This is a genomic window from Streptomyces sp. NPDC055749, from assembly GCF_053617235.1.
In genome coordinates this window covers 152,783-169,768 of the sequence record NZ_JBSHFH010000002.1, presented here as the reverse complement: position 1 = coordinate 169,768, position 16,986 = coordinate 152,783, and the positions used below count along the sequence as shown (strand labels likewise).

At 73.0% G+C, this 16,986-nt stretch carries 13 protein-coding genes and 1 riboswitch; of the genes, 7 read left to right on the top strand and 6 right to left on the bottom strand.

The annotated features are described in order from the left end of the window. On the bottom strand, positions 1 to 1,191 hold the full coding sequence (locus ACWGO0_RS02575; protein WP_453526818.1) for an MFS transporter: 1,191 nt from the start codon (positions 1,189 to 1,191) through the stop codon (positions 1 to 3). 73 nt (positions 1,192 to 1,264) lie between these two features. On the opposite strand from ACWGO0_RS02575, the gene ACWGO0_RS02570 reads away from it, so the two are divergent. Beyond that, positions 1,265 to 2,038, top strand: coding sequence for a DeoR/GlpR family DNA-binding transcription regulator (locus tag ACWGO0_RS02570; protein WP_453526815.1), 774 nt, complete (start codon positions 1,265 to 1,267; stop codon positions 2,036 to 2,038). Here ACWGO0_RS02570 and cobN read toward each other — a convergent pair. Continuing rightward, on the bottom strand, positions 2,035 to 5,640 hold the full coding sequence (gene cobN / locus ACWGO0_RS02565) for a cobaltochelatase subunit CobN (RefSeq protein ID WP_453526812.1): 3,606 nt from the start codon (positions 5,638 to 5,640) through the stop codon (positions 2,035 to 2,037). The genes ACWGO0_RS02570 and cobN overlap by 4 nt on opposite strands. Before the next feature lie 92 nt (positions 5,641 to 5,732). Continuing rightward, positions 5,733 to 5,812: riboswitch (cobalamin riboswitch) on the bottom strand. Positions 5,813 to 6,539: 727 nt separating this feature from the next. Between cobN and cobG the strand changes: the two genes are divergently transcribed. From cobG to ACWGO0_RS02550, 3 genes are read left to right on the top strand one after another with little or no spacing between them, the layout of a single operon-like run. Beyond that, positions 6,540 to 7,871, top strand: coding sequence for a precorrin-3B synthase (cobG, locus tag ACWGO0_RS02560; protein WP_453527030.1), 1,332 nt, complete (start codon positions 6,540 to 6,542; stop codon positions 7,869 to 7,871). 38 nt (positions 7,872 to 7,909) lie between these two features. Further along, positions 7,910 to 8,536 (top strand): precorrin-8X methylmutase, encoded by a 627-nt coding sequence (locus tag ACWGO0_RS02555; RefSeq protein WP_453526809.1) that lies wholly within the window; start codon positions 7,910 to 7,912, stop codon positions 8,534 to 8,536. Between the two features lie 2 nt (positions 8,537 to 8,538). After that, entirely contained in the window at positions 8,539 to 10,056 is a 1,518-nt protein-coding gene (locus tag ACWGO0_RS02550; RefSeq protein WP_453526806.1) for a precorrin-2 C(20)-methyltransferase, read from the top strand. 8 nt (positions 10,057 to 10,064) lie between these two features. Here ACWGO0_RS02550 and ACWGO0_RS02545 read toward each other — a convergent pair whose 3' ends face one another. Then, positions 10,065 to 10,820 carry a cobalt-precorrin-6A reductase gene (locus tag ACWGO0_RS02545; RefSeq protein ID WP_453527027.1) on the bottom strand — a complete coding sequence of 252 codons (756 nt, stop codon included), beginning with the start codon at positions 10,818 to 10,820 and terminating at the stop codon, positions 10,065 to 10,067. A 20-nt stretch (positions 10,821 to 10,840) separates the two neighbouring features. Here ACWGO0_RS02545 and ACWGO0_RS02540 point away from each other — a divergent pair, with 20 nt between their 5' ends. After that, positions 10,841 to 12,031 carry a cobalt-precorrin-5B (C(1))-methyltransferase gene (locus ACWGO0_RS02540; protein ID WP_453526803.1) on the top strand — a complete coding sequence of 397 codons (1,191 nt, stop codon included), beginning with the start codon at positions 10,841 to 10,843 and terminating at the stop codon, positions 12,029 to 12,031. Positions 12,032 to 12,052: 21 nt separating this feature from the next. On the opposite strand, the gene cobM is transcribed toward ACWGO0_RS02540, so the two are convergent. Beyond that, entirely contained in the window at positions 12,053 to 12,802 is a 750-nt protein-coding gene (gene cobM / locus ACWGO0_RS02535; RefSeq protein ID WP_453526800.1) for a precorrin-4 C(11)-methyltransferase, read from the bottom strand. Beyond that, positions 12,799 to 14,088, bottom strand: a complete 1,290-nt coding sequence (gene cbiE / locus ACWGO0_RS02530; RefSeq protein WP_453526797.1) for a precorrin-6y C5,15-methyltransferase (decarboxylating) subunit CbiE — start codon at positions 14,086 to 14,088, stop codon at positions 12,799 to 12,801. The genes cobM and cbiE overlap by 4 nt, the downstream gene beginning before the upstream one ends. 205 nt (positions 14,089 to 14,293) lie before the next feature. Between cbiE and ACWGO0_RS02525 the strand changes: the two genes are divergently transcribed. Beyond that, positions 14,294 to 14,710: a YciI family protein gene (locus tag ACWGO0_RS02525; RefSeq protein WP_453526794.1), complete on the top strand. Its 417-nt coding sequence runs from the start codon at positions 14,294 to 14,296 to the stop codon at positions 14,708 to 14,710. Positions 14,711 to 14,720: 10 nt separating this feature from the next. Then, positions 14,721 to 15,950: an RNA polymerase sigma factor gene (locus ACWGO0_RS02520; protein ID WP_453526791.1), complete on the top strand. Its 1,230-nt coding sequence runs from the start codon at positions 14,721 to 14,723 to the stop codon at positions 15,948 to 15,950. Positions 15,951 to 15,967: 17 nt separating this feature from the next. Here the strand turns inward: ACWGO0_RS02520 and ACWGO0_RS02515 are convergent, their stop codons facing one another. Beyond that, entirely contained in the window at positions 15,968 to 16,951 is a 984-nt protein-coding gene (locus ACWGO0_RS02515) for an aldo/keto reductase (protein WP_453526788.1), read from the bottom strand. Positions 16,952 to 16,986: the final 35 nt, after the last annotated feature.

Sequence of the window (16,986 nt, the reverse complement as noted above, 5' to 3'; positions counted from 1 at the left end):
TCAGGCTCTGATCCCGGCCCCCGAGCGCTCCGCCCGGGGGCCGGTGCCGTTGAGCAGCGGGCCGGCCGTGCAGGCGGCGACCACGCAGAACGCCACGGGCAGGAAGAACGTCAGGTTGAGCGGTACGAAGTGGGTCAGCGGGCCGATGACGGCGGGCCCGGCGAGCATGCCGATGTAGCCGAGCCCGGCGACACGCGAGACGTTGGCTCCGGCGGCGTCCTGGTCGGCGTGGCCCGCGGCGCTGAAGAGCTGGGGGATGCAGCCGGAGAGGCCGATCCCGAACACGGTCCACCCGGCCAGGGCCAGCGGGATCCAGGGCGAGAGCGCGGCCACCGTCAGCCCGGCAGCGGCAACCGCCGAACCGTGACGCAGGACAGCCACCGCTCCGAAACGAGCGGCCACCCGGTCGGCGAGCAGCCGTCCGACGGTCATGGCCGTGGCGAAGGCCCCGTAGGCGAGCGCGGCCGTGGCGGCGGGCGCGTCCAGGACGTCGCGCAGGTGGAGCACGCTCCAGTCGTTGGCCACCCCTTCGCAGAGCATGAGCATCAGCGCGAGCGCCGCCAGCATCCAGATGCGCCGGGGCGTCCCGCCGCGCCTGATCTCCCCGCTCTCCGCAACGGCATCGCTCACGGGCTCGGGCCGCAGCAGCGCGGGGGCGGCCAGTACGGCGACGAGAAGACCCAGGACCGCCATCGTGCCGAGCGTCACCACCGGGCTCAGATTCCAGCCGAGCGCGCGGGCGCCGACCAGCGCCGCCAGCACCCCGCCGATCGAGAACGTGGCGTGGAAGGCCGACATGACGGGCCGCCCGTAACCACGCTCGACCTGGACCGCGTGCGCGTTCATGCTGACGTCCAGACAGCCGTTGCCGAACCCGAGCAACAGCAGCGCCGCCCCTAGCGTCCAGGCGTTCGTCGCCAGCCCCGGCAGGACCAGGGTCGCGCTGCACAGCGCCGCGCCGGCCGGTACGACGGTGCGGGGCCCGAAGCGGTCGGTGAGCGGTCCGACGAGCTGCATGCCGACGAAGGCGCCCGCTCCGAGCAGCAGCAGGAGCCAGCCGAGCACGGCATGACTGATCCCGGCGCGGTCCTCGATGGCGGGGATGTGGACGATCCACATCCCCATGAGGAAGCCGTTCAGGGCGAAGTAGGCGAAGGTGGCCAGCCGGCCACCCCGCAGCGCTTTATCCATGGCTACGAACATAACGAACATCTACGATGTTCGAAAGCTTGCACTTCAAACAACAACAATGTTCAATAACGCCATGTCGAGCACAGCGAGCACAGATCGACTGAGGCAGATCACCGATGCCGTGCGCACCGCGGGCCGGATCGGCGTCGCGGAACTGGCCGCACTCACCGGCGCCTCGGAGATGACCATCCGCCGCGACCTGGAGGCGCTGGCCGCCCAGGGCGTCCTGGAGCGTTACCGAGGCGGCGCGAGAAGCCTGCTGCTGCGCGGCGAGGAACCGCCCTTCGCCCTGCGCGCGCAGGAGGGGACAGAGACCAAGCGGCGCATCGCCGCCGAGGTGGCCGGGCTGATCGCCGACGGCGAGTCCGTCGTGCTGGACAGCGGCACCACCTGCCTTGAGGTGGCCCGCGCGCTGGAGCACCGTCGGCTGACCGTGATGCCGCTGTCCCTCCACGCGGTGAACGCACTGACCGGAGCGGAGCAGCTGACCCTGCTGGTGCCCGGCGGCAAACCGCGGCCGGGCGAACTCACGCTCACCGGCCCGCTGACCACGGCGTCACTGGCCGCCCTGCGCTTCGACACCGCCGTGATCGGCTGCTGCGGGCTGACCGCGGCCGACGGCCTCACCGCGTACGACCTGGACGACGCCGCCGTGAAGCGCACCGCGATCGCCTCGGCCCGCCGCGTCATCGCTGTCGCGGAGGCCGCCAAGCTCTCCCGTACCGCGCTGGCGTTCGTCGCCCCGGCTGCCGCACTGCACGCCGTCGTCACCGACGCGACGGCCCCGGAGGACGAGACCGACGCGCTGGCGGCGGCGGGTGTGACGGTACGAAGGGTGTGGCCCTAGTCCTCGCCCTCCAGATCGCCTTCCGTCTCCAGGAAGACCTTGCGCAGGGCTTCGAGTACCGCCGGGTCGGGCTTGGCCCACATCCCGCGGGACTCGGCCTCCAGGAGGCGTTCCGCGATGCCGTGCAGCGCCCAGGGGTTGGCCTGCTGGAGGAACTCGCGGTTCGTCGGGTCCAGGACGTACGTCTCGGTGAGCTTGTCGTACATCCAGTCGGCGACCACGCCCGTCGTGGCGTCGTACCCGAAGAGGTAGTCGACCGTCGCGGCCAGCTCGAACGCCCCCTTGTACCCGTGGCGGCGCATCGCCTCGATCCACTTGGGGTTGACCACCCGCGCCCGGAAGACACGCGAGGTCTCCTCGACCAGCGTCCGCGTCCGGACCGTCTCGGGACGGGTCGAGTCGCCGATGTACGCCTCCGGGGCGGTGCCCTTCAGCGCACGGACCGTGGCGACCATGCCGCCGTGGTACTGGAAGTAGTCGTCCGAGTCCGCGATGTCGTGCTCACGGGTGTCGGTGTTCTTCGCCGCGACCTCGATGCGCTTGTACGCGGTCTCCATCTCGTCCCGGGCCGGACGGCCGTCCAGTTCGCGCCCGTAGGCGTACCCGCCCCACACCGTGTAGACCTCGGCGAGATCGGCGTCCGTACGCCAGTCCCGGGAGTCGATGAGCTGGAGCAGACCGGCGCCGTACGTACCGGGGCGTGAGCCGAAGATACGGGTGGTGGCGCGCCGCTCGTCGCCGTGCTCGGCCAGGTCGGCCTGGGTGTGCGCGCGTACGTAGTTGCGCTCGGCGGGCTCGTCGAGCGAGGCGGCCAGCCGCACCGCGTCGTCGAGCAGCCCGATGGTGTGCGGGAACGCGTCCCGGAAGAACCCGGAGATCCGCAGCGTCACATCGATGCGCGGCCGCCCCAGCTCCTCGTACGGAATCGCTTCGAGCCCCGTTACCCGGCGCGAGGCGTCGTCCCAGACCGGACGGATCCCGAGCAACGCGAACGCCTCGGCGATGTCGTCGCCGGCGGTCCGCATCGCACTCGTACCCCACAGCGACAGACCGACCGAGGTGGGCCAGTCGCCGTTGTCGTTGCGGTAGCGCTCGAGCAGCGAGTCGGCAAGCGCCTGACCGGTCTCCCAAGCCAGCTTGGAAGGGACGGCCTTCGGGTCGACGGAGTAGAAGTTGCGGCCGGTCGGCAGGACGTTGACCAGACCACGCAGCGGGGACCCGGAAGGACCGGCGGGGACGAAGCCACCGTTCAACGCGTGCACGGTGTGGTCGAGTTCGTCGGTCGTCGCTGCGAGGCGCGGCACGACCTCGCGGGCGGCGAAGTCGAGGATGTCGGCGACCGCCTGTGCCCGCCCGGCGGCCACGGCCTCGACGGCGGCCGGGTCCCAGCCCGCGTCCTCCATCGCCTGGACCAGGCCACGCGCCTGCTCCTCGATCTCGTCGGCGGCGGTGCGGGTGGCGGCCGACTCGTCGAGGCCGAGGGCCTCGCGCAGGCCGGGCAGCGAAGCCGTACCGCCCCAGATCTGGCGTGCGCGCAGGATCGCCAGGACCAGGTTGACGCGTTCCTTGCCGGTCGGGGCGCCGCCCAGCACGTGCAGACCGTCGCGGATCTGGACGTCCTTGATCTCACAGAGCCAGCCGTCGAGATGCATGATGAACTCGTCGAAGCCCTCGTCCTCGGGCCGGTCTTCGAGCCCCAGGTCGTGGTCGAGCTTCGCGGCCTGGATGAGGGTCCAGATCTGCGCACGGATCGCCGGGAGCTTCGCCGGGTCCATCGCCGCGATCTGGGCGTGCTCGTCGAGGAGTTGTTCCAGCCGGGCTATGTCGCCGTAGCTGTCGGCGCGGGCCATCGGCGGTACGAGGTGGTCGACCAGGGTCGCGTGAACCCGGCGCTTGGCCTGCGTACCCTCGCCCGGGTCGTTCACCAGGAACGGATACACCAGCGGCAGATCGCCCAGAGCGGCATCCGGGCCACAAGCAGCGGACAGACCGGCATTCTTGCCGGGCAGCCACTCCAGGTTGCCGTGCTTGCCGAGGTGGATCATGGCGTCGGCGCCGAACCCGTTGTCCTCGGCGGATGCGGCGATCCAGCGGTACGCGGCCAGGTAGTGGTGCGAGGGCGGCAGATCAGGATCGTGGTAGATCGCGATCGGGTTCTCGCCGAAACCACGGGGCGGCTGGATCAGGATAAGCAGATTGCCGCGGCGCAGCGCCGCGAGCACGATGTCGCCCTCGGGATTGCTGGACCGGTCCACGAACATCTCGCCGGGCGCCGGGCCCCAGTGCTGCTCGACGGCCTCACGGAGCTCGGCCGGCAGCGTGGCGAACCAACGGCGGTAGTCGGCCGCCGGAATGCGGACCGGGTTGCGGGCCAGCTGCTCCTCGGTCAGCCACTCCTGGTCGTGGCCGCCGGCCTCGATCAGCGCGTAGATCAACTCATCGCCATCGCCCGAGACCAGACCCGGGATCTCCTCCTCGGGACCGAAGTCGTATCCCTCCTCCCTCAGCCTGCGCAGGAGCGCGACGGCGCTGGCGGGGGTGTCGAGACCGACGGCGTTGCCGATACGGGAGTGCTTGGTCGGGTACGCGGAGAGGACGAGCGCGATCCGCTTCTCGGCGGCCGGGATATGGCGGAGCCGGGCGTGCCGTACAGCGATGCCGGCGACCCTCGCCGCACGCTCGGCGTCGGCGACGTACGCGGGCAGGCCGTCCTCGTCGATCTCCTTGAACGAGAACGGCACGGTGATCAGCCGGCCGTCGAACTCGGGGACCGCGATCTGGCTCGCGGCGTCCAGCGGGGAGACGCCCTCGTCGTTGTCCTCCCAGTCGCTGCGCGAACCGGTCAGACACAGCGCCTGGAGGATCGGTACGTCGAGACCGGTCAGCGCGCCCGCGTCCCACGACTCGTCGTCGCCGCCCGCCGATGCCTCGGCGGGCCGGGTGCCGCCCGCCGCGAGGACGGTGGTCACGATGGCGTCCGCGGCGCGGAGTTCGTCGATGAGCTCGGGCTCCGGGGTACGCAGCGAGGCGACGTACAACGGCAGGGCGCGGGCCCCGGCGTCCTCCACGGCCGAGCAGAGGTCGTCGATGAACGCGGTGTTCCCGCTCATGTGATGGGCGCGGTAGTAGAGCACCGCGATGGTGGGCGCGGCCTCGTCGGCCTGCCGCGCGGTCCGCTCCAGCGGGCCCCAGGCCGGGGCCGGGGCGGGCGGGTCGAAGCCGTGCCCGGTGAGCAGGACGGTGTCGGACAGGAACCGGCCCAGCTGCGCGAGGTTGGCGGGGCCGCCGTGCGCGAGGTAGGCGTGCGCCTCGGCGGCGATCCCGATCGGGACGGTGGAGGCGGCCATCAGCTGGGCGTCGGGCGCCTGTTCGCCGGTGAGCACCACGACGGGGCGGCCGGTGGCGAGCAGCTGGTCGAGGCCGTCCTGCCAGGCGCGTACGCCGCCGAGCAGGCGGACGACGACGAGGTCCACGCCGTCGAGGAGCTGAGGGAGGCCGTCGAGCGGGAGCCGGGAAGGGTTGGCGTACCGGTAGCTGACCGGGCCTTCCGATGCGCGGGCGCTCAGCAGGTCGGTGTCGGACGTCGACAGAAGCAGGATCATGCTGCGTCAGGCCTTCCTCGGGGTGTCCACGCCCCGGGCGGTGTCGGTATCGGGTTCCCCTGCCCGGACTGAACCGGGCATGTGGGGAAAGGGAGTTCCTGACTCGCCCGGCCGACGCACTCGGCCGGGCTCACAGTGGCGGGACCGCGCCGGAATCTCACCGGGCTTCCTCCCCTGTCGCCGTCTGGCGATGGCGGCCCGTGCGGACCGCCGTGTGCATCCTAGGCGGCGGGGTGCGCGGGCGGGTGGGGCGGCCAGGATCTTGTCCTCGCCGGACGGGCTGGTGCGGTGTCCCCGGGCCGGTTTGGTTGGCCAGAACCACCTGCCGGGTTCCGTCCTCAAACGCCGGACGGGCTGAGGGGTGCGGGTCCACGGGCTGGGGGATGCCGGTCAACGGGCAGGTTTGGTGGACCCGGACCACCAGCCGGGTTCCGTCCTCAAACGCCGGACGGGCTGAGGGGTGGACCGGTCAACGCGCTGAGGGTGGGCCGGTCCACGGGCTGGGGGCGGGCCGGTCAACGGGCTGGAGGGTGCCGGTCGACAGTCCGAGGGATGCCGGTCAACGGGCTGAGATGGCGCGGAGCATGGCCGGAAAAATGGCTGGGGTGTTCGTCTTGGGAGGTGTGGTGCCGGTGCAGTGCCGGAACCCGGCCCGTCCACGTCATCCCGGCCCTCCGCCCGCTCTGGCCGTTGGCGCCGGAGCGGGCGGAGGGGGCGTGCAGGGGGGTCCCCGCAGGAGCGGGCGTACGTACCGGTCTCGTCGACGATCCGGGTGCCGCGCCCGTTCCGAGGAGACACCCCGGAGGGCCCCCGACCCCACCCACCGGACATTGCGAGCCGTTCAGCGTCCGGTCCCGGCCATCGCACCGGGCCCGGCCGACGCCGGTGTGATGGTCGGTATGCTCGCCGCCATGTCCGCATCCGCCCTTTCGCCCCGGTCCCAGGGCGCCGCCTGTGCCCGGAGCAGTGGTGATGCCTGCCCCGGCACACTGCGGCTGCACCGCGCGGACGACGGCGCCCTCGCCCGGGTCCGGATACCCGGCGGCGTCCTGACCGCCGCTCAGGCGGAGGCCCTGCACGCGGCGGCCGAACGACTCGGCGACGGTGACCTGCACCTCACCTCACGCGGCAACGTCCAGCTCCGCGGCCTCGCCCCGGACTGCGGCACGGAGCTCGCCCAGGTGCTCGGCAGCGCCGGACTCCTGCCCTCCGAACGCCACGAACGCGTACGCAACATCGTCGCGTCCCCGCTCTCCGGCCTCGACGACCGCGAGCTGCCGGACATCCGCCCCTGGCTCACCGAACTGGACCGGCTGCTCTGCCGCAGCGACCGCGCGACCGCCCTCTCCGGCCGCTTCCTCTTCGCCCTCGACGACGGCCACTGCGACGTCGACGCCCTCGGCGCCGATGTGACCCTGATCGCGGCCGGCGGAACCGCCCTGCTGCGGATCGGCGACAGCGACACCGTCCTACGACTGCCCACCGCCGACGCCGCCCCCGTCGCAGCCCTCCTCGCCGCCGAAACCTTCCTGGACGCAGCCGAGGCCTCCGGAGCCTGGCGCGTCAAGGACCTGCCCGACGACACCCGCACCGCACTCCCGGCCCGCATCGCACACCAGCTCACCGGGACCGTCGGAACCGTCGAGACCGCCAGGGTGGCCCGAACAGAAGCCCACCCCCCGCCCCCCGGCCCCGTACCCCCCGGCCCGCACGCCACCGTCGCGCTCTCCGTAGGCGTACCACTCGGCCGCCTCACCCCTGTTCAGTGGCGGCAGCTCATCACGACCGCCCACACCGGCACCGGCGAACTACGGCTCACCCCCTGGCGCGGCATCATCGTGCCCGGCGCCCCCGAACACCGCGCCCCCGAACTGCTCGCCGCCCTCGACGCGGCCGGACTGATCACCGGCGACGCCTCCCCCTGGACCGGAGTGGGCGCCTGCATCGGCCGCCCCGGCTGCGCCAAGTCGCTGGCCGACGTGCGCGCCGACGCGGCAGCCACCATCGGCACGCCCGGACGCCCGCCGGGACGGCTGCCCGTCTACTGGTCCGGGTGCGAACGCCGGTGCGGCCACCCGCACGGGGAGTGGGTCGACGTGGTCGCCACCCCCGACGGCGGCCACCGCATCACCGTCGTGAGGGAAGGCCACCCGCACGACCCCGTGACCGTCCCGCCCGGCACGACCTCCCTCGCCACCACGGTGGCAACGGCCCGCGGCACCACCACATGACCATCCGTCATAACCCCGACAGAGAAAGCGAAGGCACTGTGCATCAGTACGAGAAGGACGGACCGGCGATCTACCGCCAGTCCTTCGCCACCATCCGCGCCGAGGCGGATCTGGCAGGGCTGCCCGCCGACGTGAGCCAGGTCGCCGTCCGCATGATCCACGCCTGCGGCATGGTCGACCTCGTACGCGATCTCGCCTTCTCCCCGGACGCCGTGGCGCACGCCCGTGCCGCGCTGCGCTCGGGCGCACCGATCCTCTGCGACGTGGCCATGGTCGCCAGCGGCGTCACCCGCAAGCGGCTGCCCGCGGACAACGAAGTGATCTGCACCCTGTCCGACCCGGCCGTGCCGGACCTCGCGGCGAAGCTGGGCACCACCCGCAGCGCAGCCGCCCTGGAGCTGTGGCGCGACCACATGGAGGGCGCCGTCGTCGCCGTCGGCAACGCCCCCACCGCCCTCTTCCGGCTGCTGGAGATGATCGAGGAGGGCGCCCCGCGCCCCGCGGCCGTCATAGGCATGCCGGTCGGCTTCATCGGAGCCGCCGAGTCCAAGGACGCCCTGGCCGCCCACCCGTCCGGCCTGGAGCACCTGATCGTGCGCGGCCGTCGCGGCGGCAGCGCGATCGCGGCGGCGGCAGTCAACGCCATCGCCAGCGAGGAAGAGTAAGCGTGAGCGAGCAGAACAACACGCAGACCACGGGCCGCCTGTACGGCGTGGGCCTCGGCCCCGGTGACCCGTCCCTGATGACCCTCCGGGCCGTCCAGGTCATCGCCGAGGCCGACGTCGTCGCGTACCACAGCGCACGCCACGGCCGCTCGATCGCCCGCTCCATCGCGGCCGAGCACATCCGCGCCGACCACATCGAAGAGGCGCTGGTCTACCCCGTCACCACGGAGACCACGGACCACCCGGGCGGCTACCGGGGCGCGTTGGAGGAGTTCTACACCGAGGCGGCGGCCCGCCTCGCGGTGCATCTCGACGCCGGGCTCACCGTCGCCGTGCTCGCCGAGGGCGACCCGCTGTTCTACGGCTCGTACATGCACATGCACAAGCGGCTCGCGGACCGTTACGAGACCGAGGTCATCCCCGGCGTCACCTCCGTCAGCGCCGCCGCCGCCCGCCTCAAGACCCCGCTCGTCGAGGGCGAGGAGGTGCTGACGATCCTGCCCGGCACCCTGCCCGAGGAGGAGCTGACGGCACGTCTGGCGGCCACCGACTCCGCGGTGGTGATGAAGCTGGGCCGTACGTTCCCCGCCGTCCGCCGCGCCTTCGAGGCGTCCGGGCGGCTGCCCGAGGCGCGGTACGTCGAGCGGGCGACGATGGCCGGCGAGCGCACCGGCGAGCTCGCGGACACGGACCCCGCCTCGGTGCCGTACTTCGCGGTCGCGGTGCTGCCCAGCCGTATCGACGCACCCCGCCCCGAGCGCGAGCCCGGCTCCGGCGAGGTCGTCGTCGTAGGCACGGGCCCCGCCGGACCGCTGTGGCTGACGCCCGAGACACGCGGCGCGCTGGCCGCAGCCGACGACATCGTCGGCTACACGACGTACCTGGACCGGGTCCCGGTCCGGCCGGGCCAGTCGCGCCACGGCTCGGACAACAAGGTCGAGTCGGAGCGCGCCGAGTTCGCCCTCGACCTGGCCGGCCGCGGTCGGCGCGTGGCCGTGGTGTCGGGCGGCGACCCGGGCGTCTTCGCCATGGCGACGGCGGTGCTGGAGGTGGCGTCGCAGGACCTGTACAAGGACATCGCGGTACGGGTGCTGCCCGGCGTGACCGCGGCCAACGCAGCCGCCGCCCGCGCGGGCGCCCCGCTGGGCCACGATTACGCCACGATCTCGCTCTCCGACCGCCTGAAGCCGTGGGAGGTCATCGCGGAACGGCTGCGCGCGGCGGCCTCGGCCGACCTCGTGATGGCGCTGTACAACCCCGGTTCACGCTCCCGAACCTGGCAGGTGGGCAAGGCCCGCGACCTGCTGCTGGAACACCGCTCCCCGGACACGCCCGTGGTGCTGGGCCGTGATGTCGGCGGTCCGGCGGAGAGCGTCCGTACGGTACGTCTTGCCGATCTCGACCCGGACGAGGTCGACATGCGGACGATCCTCATCGTCGGTTCCTCGCAGACCCAGTGGGTACGGCGCGGCGACGGGCAGCAGATCGTCTGGACGCCGAGGCGCTACCCGGAGGCCTAGGGCCTGTCCTAGCCCCCGTACCCCGCAAGGCCCCGCAGCCACTCCACGGCCTGCTCAGGCGTACCGGCCACCGGCACCCCCTCGGGTACCGGTGGCCGCCGCACCACGATCACCGGGATTCCGGCCTCACGGGCGGCGGTGAGCTTGGGGGCGGTCGCGTCGCCGCCGCTGTCCTTCGTGACGACGACGTCGACGCGGTGGCGGCGGATCAGCTCCCGCTCCCCGTCGAGCGTGAACGGCCCCCGGTCGAGCAGGACCTCCATCCGCGGGGGGTACGGCGCGTCGGGGGCGTCCACCGAACGCATCAGGAACCACAGCTCGTCCAGCCCCGCGAAGGCGGCGAGCCCCATCCGCCCCGTCGTGAGGAAGACCCGCCCGCCCAGTGCGGGGAGCAGCTCCGCCGCCCCGGCCAGGGACCCGGCCGAGTGCCAGCGGTCGCCTTCCCCCGGCACCCACCCGGGCCGACGGAGCGCCAGCAGGGGAACATGGACTGCGGCGGCGGCCGAGGCCGCGTTGAAACTGATCGTCCCGGCGAAAGGATGGGTGGCGTCGATGAGGGCATCCACCTGGTGCGCCCGCAGCCACTCGGCCAGCCCGTCGGCCCCGCCGAAGCCGCCGATCCGCACCTCGCCGGGCGGGAGCGCGGGACGGGCCACGCGGCCCGCGAGCGAGCTGGTCACCCGGGCCCCGGCGGGCAGGGTGTCCACCAGTGTCCCGGCGAGACGGCGGGCTTCCGTCGTGCCGCCGAGCACGAGTACATGCAGAGGCATCGGACGGTCCATCCATGAGCAGTGACAAGGGCAGTGACACGAGCAGTGACACGAGCGCCGGCACGAGCAGTGCCACCAGCGGTGACACCAGCGGCGAGGCGAAGGGCGGGCGCAGCGCCCAACTCAAACACACCGGCCTGCGCCCCGGATGGACGACCGGTGCCTGCGCGACCGCCGCGGCCACGGCCGCGTACACGGCGCTGCTGACCGGCGACTTCCCCGATCCGGTGACGATCACACTGCCCAGGGGCCAGACACCCGCCTTCGCCCTGGCGGTGGAGGAACTGTCCGCCGACACGGCGATGGCCGGGGTGGTCAAGGACGCGGGCGACGACCCGGACGTGACGCACGGGGCGCTGGTACGGGCCACCGTGCGCCGCCTGGAGCCGGGCGCCGGTGTCGTGTTCCGGGCCGGCCCCGGCGTGGGCACGATCACCCTGCCGGGGCTGCCCCTCGACGTGGGGGAACCGGCGGTCAACCCCGTCCCCCGGCAGATGATGCGCGACCACATGGCACGCGTGGCGGCGGAGCACGGCGGCTCCGGCGACGTCGAGATCACCGTCTCCGTCGACCACGGCGAGGAGATCGCACGCTCCACCTGGAATCCGCGCCTCGGCATCCTGGGCGGCCTGTCGATCCTGGGGACGACCGGCATCGTGGTCCCGTACTCCTGCTCGGCCTGGATCGACTCGATCCGCCGCGGGGTGGACGTGGCCCGGGCCGCAGGCCACACCCATGTGGCGGGGTGCACCGGCTCGACATCGGAGAAGACCGTGGTGGCCGAGTACGGGCTGCCGGAGATCGCCCTCCTGGACATGGGCGACTTCGCGGGCGCGGTCCTCAAGTACGTACGCAGGCACCCGGTGGACCGGCTCACGGTGTGCGGCGGGTTCGCGAAGCTGTCGAAGCTCGCCGCGGGCCATCTCGACCTGCACTCGGCCCGCTCCCAGGTCGACAAGCCGTTCCTCGCGGAGCTGGCGCGGACGGGCGGCGCGGACGATTCCCTGGCGGCGGAAATCGCCACCGCGAACACGGGCCTGGCTGCGCTCCAGCTGTGCGCGGCGGCCGGCGTCCCCCTGGGCGACCTGGTCGCGGTGGCGGCGCGCGATCAGGCTCTGTCGGTACTGCGCGGCGCGCCGGTGGCCGTGGACGTCATCTGCATCGACCGCGCGGGGACGGTGGTGGGACGCAGCGGTGTGCGGTGACCGGAGCCGGAGCCCCGGGCCTCAGCACACGTGCCGGTCACGCTCCGGCGAGTACAGGTGGCTGTCCCGGAACTGCTCCGCCCCCAACGTACGGCCCACCATGATCACCGCGGTCCGGATCACCCCCGCCGCCTTGACCTGCTCCGCGATGGAGTCCAGGGACCCCCGCAGGATCAGCTCGTCCGGCCGGGACGCCATCGCGACCACCGCGGCAGGGCAGTCGGCCCCGTAGTGCGGCAGCAGTTCCTCGACCACCCGGTCCACGTACCGCGCCGCCAGGTGCAGCACGATCAGCGCGCCGCTGCGGCCGAGCGTCGCCAGGTCCTCGCCCTCCGGCATCGCGGTCGCCCGCTGCGCGATCCGGGTGAGGATCACCGTCTGGCCGACCGTCGGCACGGTCAGTTCCCGCTTGAGCGCCGCAGCCGCCGCGGCGAACGCGGGCACCCCGGGCACCACTTCGTACGGCACGTCCGCCTCGTCGAGCCGCCGCATCTGCTCGTTGACCGCGCTGAAGACCGACGGGTCGCCCGAGTGCAGCCGCGCCACGTCGTGCCCCTCCCCGTGCGCCCGCACCAGCTCGTCGGTGATCTGCTCGATGTCGAGCTGCGCGGTGTCCACGAGGCGGGCGCCCGCCGGGCAGTCGTCGAGCAGTTCGCGCGGCACGAGGCTGCCCGCGTACAGACAGACGGGGCTGGCGGCGAGTATGCGCGCGCCGCGCACCGTGATCAGGTCGGCCGCACCGGGGCCCGCGCCGATGAAGTACACGGTCATGTCTTGTCTCCTGAAGCTGTGCGTACGGATGAGGGTTTGCGTACGGACCACTGGGTTACGGGCATGGCCTGGCGCCAGCCGGTGAAGCCGCCGACCGGAACGGCGTGGGCCACCGCCAGGCGCACCAGCTCGCCGCCGTGCGCCCGGTACCGCTCGGCGAGCAGCGCCTCGGATTCGAGGGTGACCGTGTTGGCGACCAGCCGGCCACCGGCGGGCAGCGCGTCCCAGCAGGCGTCGAGCAGGCCGGGGACGGTGAGCCCGCCGCCGATGAACACGGCGTCGGGCACGGGGAGTCCGGCGAGAGCGGCCGGCGCCCGGCCGGTGACGACCCGCAGTCCGGGGACCCCGAGCCGGTCCGCGTTGCGCGCGATGCGCAGGGCCCGCTCCGGGTCGCGTTCCACGCTGACCGCCCGGCAGGACGGCGCGGTCCGCATCCACTCGACGGCGATCGATCCCGAGCCGCCGCCGATGTCCCAGAGGAGTTCACCGGGGGCGGGCGCGAGGGCGCCGAGCGTCGCGGCCCGCACATGCCGCTTGGTGAGCTGGCCGTCGTGTTCGTACGCCTCGTCGGGCAGCCCCGGTACGGCACCGAGCCGCAGGGCATCCGGTGCGCGCCGGCACTCCACCGCGACGACGTTCAACGGGTCGCCCGCCGGACGCCCCCACGTCTCCGCGATCCCCTCCGCGCACGCTTCGCGCTCCCCGCCGAGCTGTTCGAGCACCCGCATCCGGCTGGGCCCGAAGCCCTGTTCGCACAGCAGGGCGGCCACCGCGGCGGGCGTGGCCGCGTCGGCGCTCAGGACGAGCAGCCTGCGCCCCTCGTGGAGGGCGGCGGCCAGCCGGGCCGCCGGGCGGCCGACGAGCGTGACGACCTCGGTGTCCTCCAGCGGCCAGCCGAGCCGGGCGCAGGCGTAGGAGACCGAGGACGGGTGGGGCAGGATGCGCGGCACCCCGGCCCCCAGCTCCTCGGTGAGGGCGCGGCCGATGCCGTAGAACATGGGGTCGCCGCTGGCCAGTACGGCGACGGAGCGTCCCGCGTGCGCGGCGAGCAGCCCGGGGACGGCCGGCCGCAGCGGCGAGGGCCAGGGCACTCGCCGCCCGGCGCAGGACGGCGGGAGAAGCGCGAGCTGGCGTTCTCCGCCGATCAGGACGTCGGCCGCCGTGAGCGCCGTACGCGAGGCGTCCGGCAGGCCCGCCCATCCGTCGGCACCGATACCCACGACGCTCACGGCACGCGATGACTGCGGGGCGGATGGTTCGGACGGTATGGAGGGTGCGGAAGACAAGGCCGGTACCTCGGTGATCGGGGAAAGACGCAGCCGAACTCTACTGTCCGGGGCCTGTCCGCCCGCCGGCCGGACCCACCGCCGCACGGCCGGAGAGTGATTTCGGAAAAAACTTCCGCGCGGTGTCGAGAACCCGCCCCCGGTTCCGACGTCCCCTGTGAGAGTTGCCCACAAGGGGCGGCACGCCAGCCGAGGGAGCAAGATCATGAAGTACCTGGTGATGGTGCAGGGCTCACAGGCCGACTACAACGCAATGAGCGGCAACGCGTCTCCGCAGAGCCCGGCCTGGAGCGAGAAGGAACTGCAGGCGATGTTCTCGTTCATGCAGGGGATCAACGACGACCTCGCCGAGTCCGGCGAACTGGTGGACGGGCAGGGCCTGACCGAACCCGGGAAGACCCGCCACGTAGGCATCGGTGACGACGGCCGGCCGGTGATCACGGACGGCCCGTACGGGGAGACGAAGGAGGTGCTCGCCGGGTACTGGGTGCTCGACTGCGAGAGCCTGGACAGGGTCACCGAGATCGCCGCACGCGTCGCACAGTGCCCGCAGCCCGAGGGCGCTCCGGAGTACCCCGTGGTCATCCGCGCCATCCAGGGCGGGACCGGCGACCCGTGCTGAGCGGGACCAGGTGAGTACGACCCAGGTCGAGGACCTGCTGCGCCGTCACGCGCCGCAGGTCCTCGGCGCGCTCGTGCGGCGGTACGGACACTTCGACGCGGCCGAGGACGCCGTACAGGAGGCACTGCTCGCGGCGGCTCAGCAGTGGCCGGTCCAGGGGCTGCCGGACAATCCGCGCGGCTGGCTGATCAGGACCGCCTCGCGGCGGCTGACCGATCAGCTCCGCAGCGAATCGGCCCGCCACCGGCGCGAGGAGACGGCGGCCGCGCTCACCCCCCGGGACGCTTTCACGGCCCCGCCGCCCGGTGAGAGCCGCGCCCCGTCCCAGGACGACACCCTCACCCTGCTCTTCCTCTGCTGCCACCCCGCGCTGTCCCCGGCGGCGCAGGTCGCGCTGACCCTGCGTGCGGTGGGCGGTCTGACCACGTCCGAGATCGCCCGCGCGCATCTGGTGCCGGAGGCGACCATGGCGCAGCGGATCAGCCGGGCGAAGCAGAAGCTGCGGGGCGCGCCGTTCCGTCATCCGGTGCCCGAGGACCGTGACCAGCGGCTCGCCGCCGTACTCCAGGTGCTCTACCTGATCTTCAACGAGGGCTATACGGCGACCTCCGGCCGCGATCTGCACCGTGCGGACCTCGCGCGCGAGGCGATCCGGCTGACCCGTGCCGTACGCGGGCTGCTGCCCCGGGAGGGCCGGGTGACGGGCCTGCTGGCCCTCATGCTGCTCACCGAGGCCCGCAGCGCTGCCCGCACCGGCCCGCACGGCGAGCTGGTTCCGCTGGACGAGCAGGACCGCACCCGCTGGGACCGCCACGCGATCGCGGAGGGCACCGCCCTGGTGGCCGAGGCCCTGTCCGAGGGGCCTGCGGGGGCGTACCAGGTGCAGGCGGCGATCGCGGCACTCCACGACGAGGCCGAGCGCGCCGAGGACACCGACTGGCCGCAGATCCTCGCGCTGTACGACGTCCTCGTCCGGCGCGCGGCCGACCCCATGGCCCAGCTCGGCCGGGCGGTGGCCTTCGCCATGGTGCACGGCCCACGCGCCGGGCTCGCGGAGATCGACGCGCTGGAGGACCAATTGGCGGGCCACCACAGGCTGGATGCCGTACGGGCCCATCTGCTGGAGCGGGCGGGGGACCCGGAGGGCGCGCGGGCCGCCTACGGACGGGCCGCCGCACGCACCCTCAGCGAACCGGAGGTCCGCTACCTGCGCATGCGGGCGGCCAGACTGGCCCCCTGACGCGCACCGGACCGAGGTCAGCCGGCCGCGTCCAGCTTCGCGCGCTGCCGCGGCGTCAGGTCCAGGTCCACCGCGGCCAGGCTCTCGTCGAGCTGCGCCACCGATGACGCGCCGACCAGCGGGATCACCGGCACCTCGGCCCCGATCAGCCAGGACAGCACCACCTGGTTCACGGTGGCCCCGGTCTCCTTCGCCACCTCGCGGAGCGCCGCAAGACGCACGGGGGTGCCGGGGTGGTCGTGCGCGGGGCTCAGCGGCTTGTCGGCACGGACGTAACCGCCCGCGAGCAGGGGCGAGTAGGCGACCATCGCGAGCCCGGGTTCGGCCCGGAGATAGCTGAGCATGTCCCCGCCGACCACGCCCTGGCTGCCGCCGGAGATCTGGCTCGGCAGATCGGTGCGCTGGCGCAGATACGTGTGGTGGTACTGCAGGACGTCGTACGAGGGCAGTCCGGCCGCCGCGGCGATGTTCCTGGCGCGTTCGACCTTCCACGCACTGTGGTTGCTCACACCCAGCAGACCGACCGTGCCCTCGGTGACCAGGGCGGCGAGACCCTCGACGGTCTCTTCCAGCGGGACCGCCGGGTCCTCGATGTGTGCGTACAGGATGTCCAGCTTCGCCGTGCCGAGCCGCTCCCGGCTCTGCTCGGCGGCGGAACGGATCGCCTTGGCCGAGAGCCCCTCTGGGTTGTCGAGGTGGCCGGTGCCCTCGGCCAGCGGGCTTGCGCCGAGCTTGGTGGCGACGACGATCTCGTCCCCGATGCCGCGGCTGCGGCGCCACCGGCCGAGCAGGTGCTCGCTCTCGCCTCCGCGGCTGCCGCTGACCCAGTACGCGTAGGCGTTGGAGGTGTCCACGAAGGTGCCGCCCGCCTCGACGTACCGGTCGAGGATCGCGAAGGACGTCTCCTCGTCGGTGAGCGTGCCGAAGAGCATGGCGCCCAGGCTCAGGACGCTGACCTCGCGGCGGGTCTCCGGGGTGGTGCCGATCGTGCGGTAACGCATGGGAGTTCCCCCTCCTGCGGCCCGTCGGGTGCGGG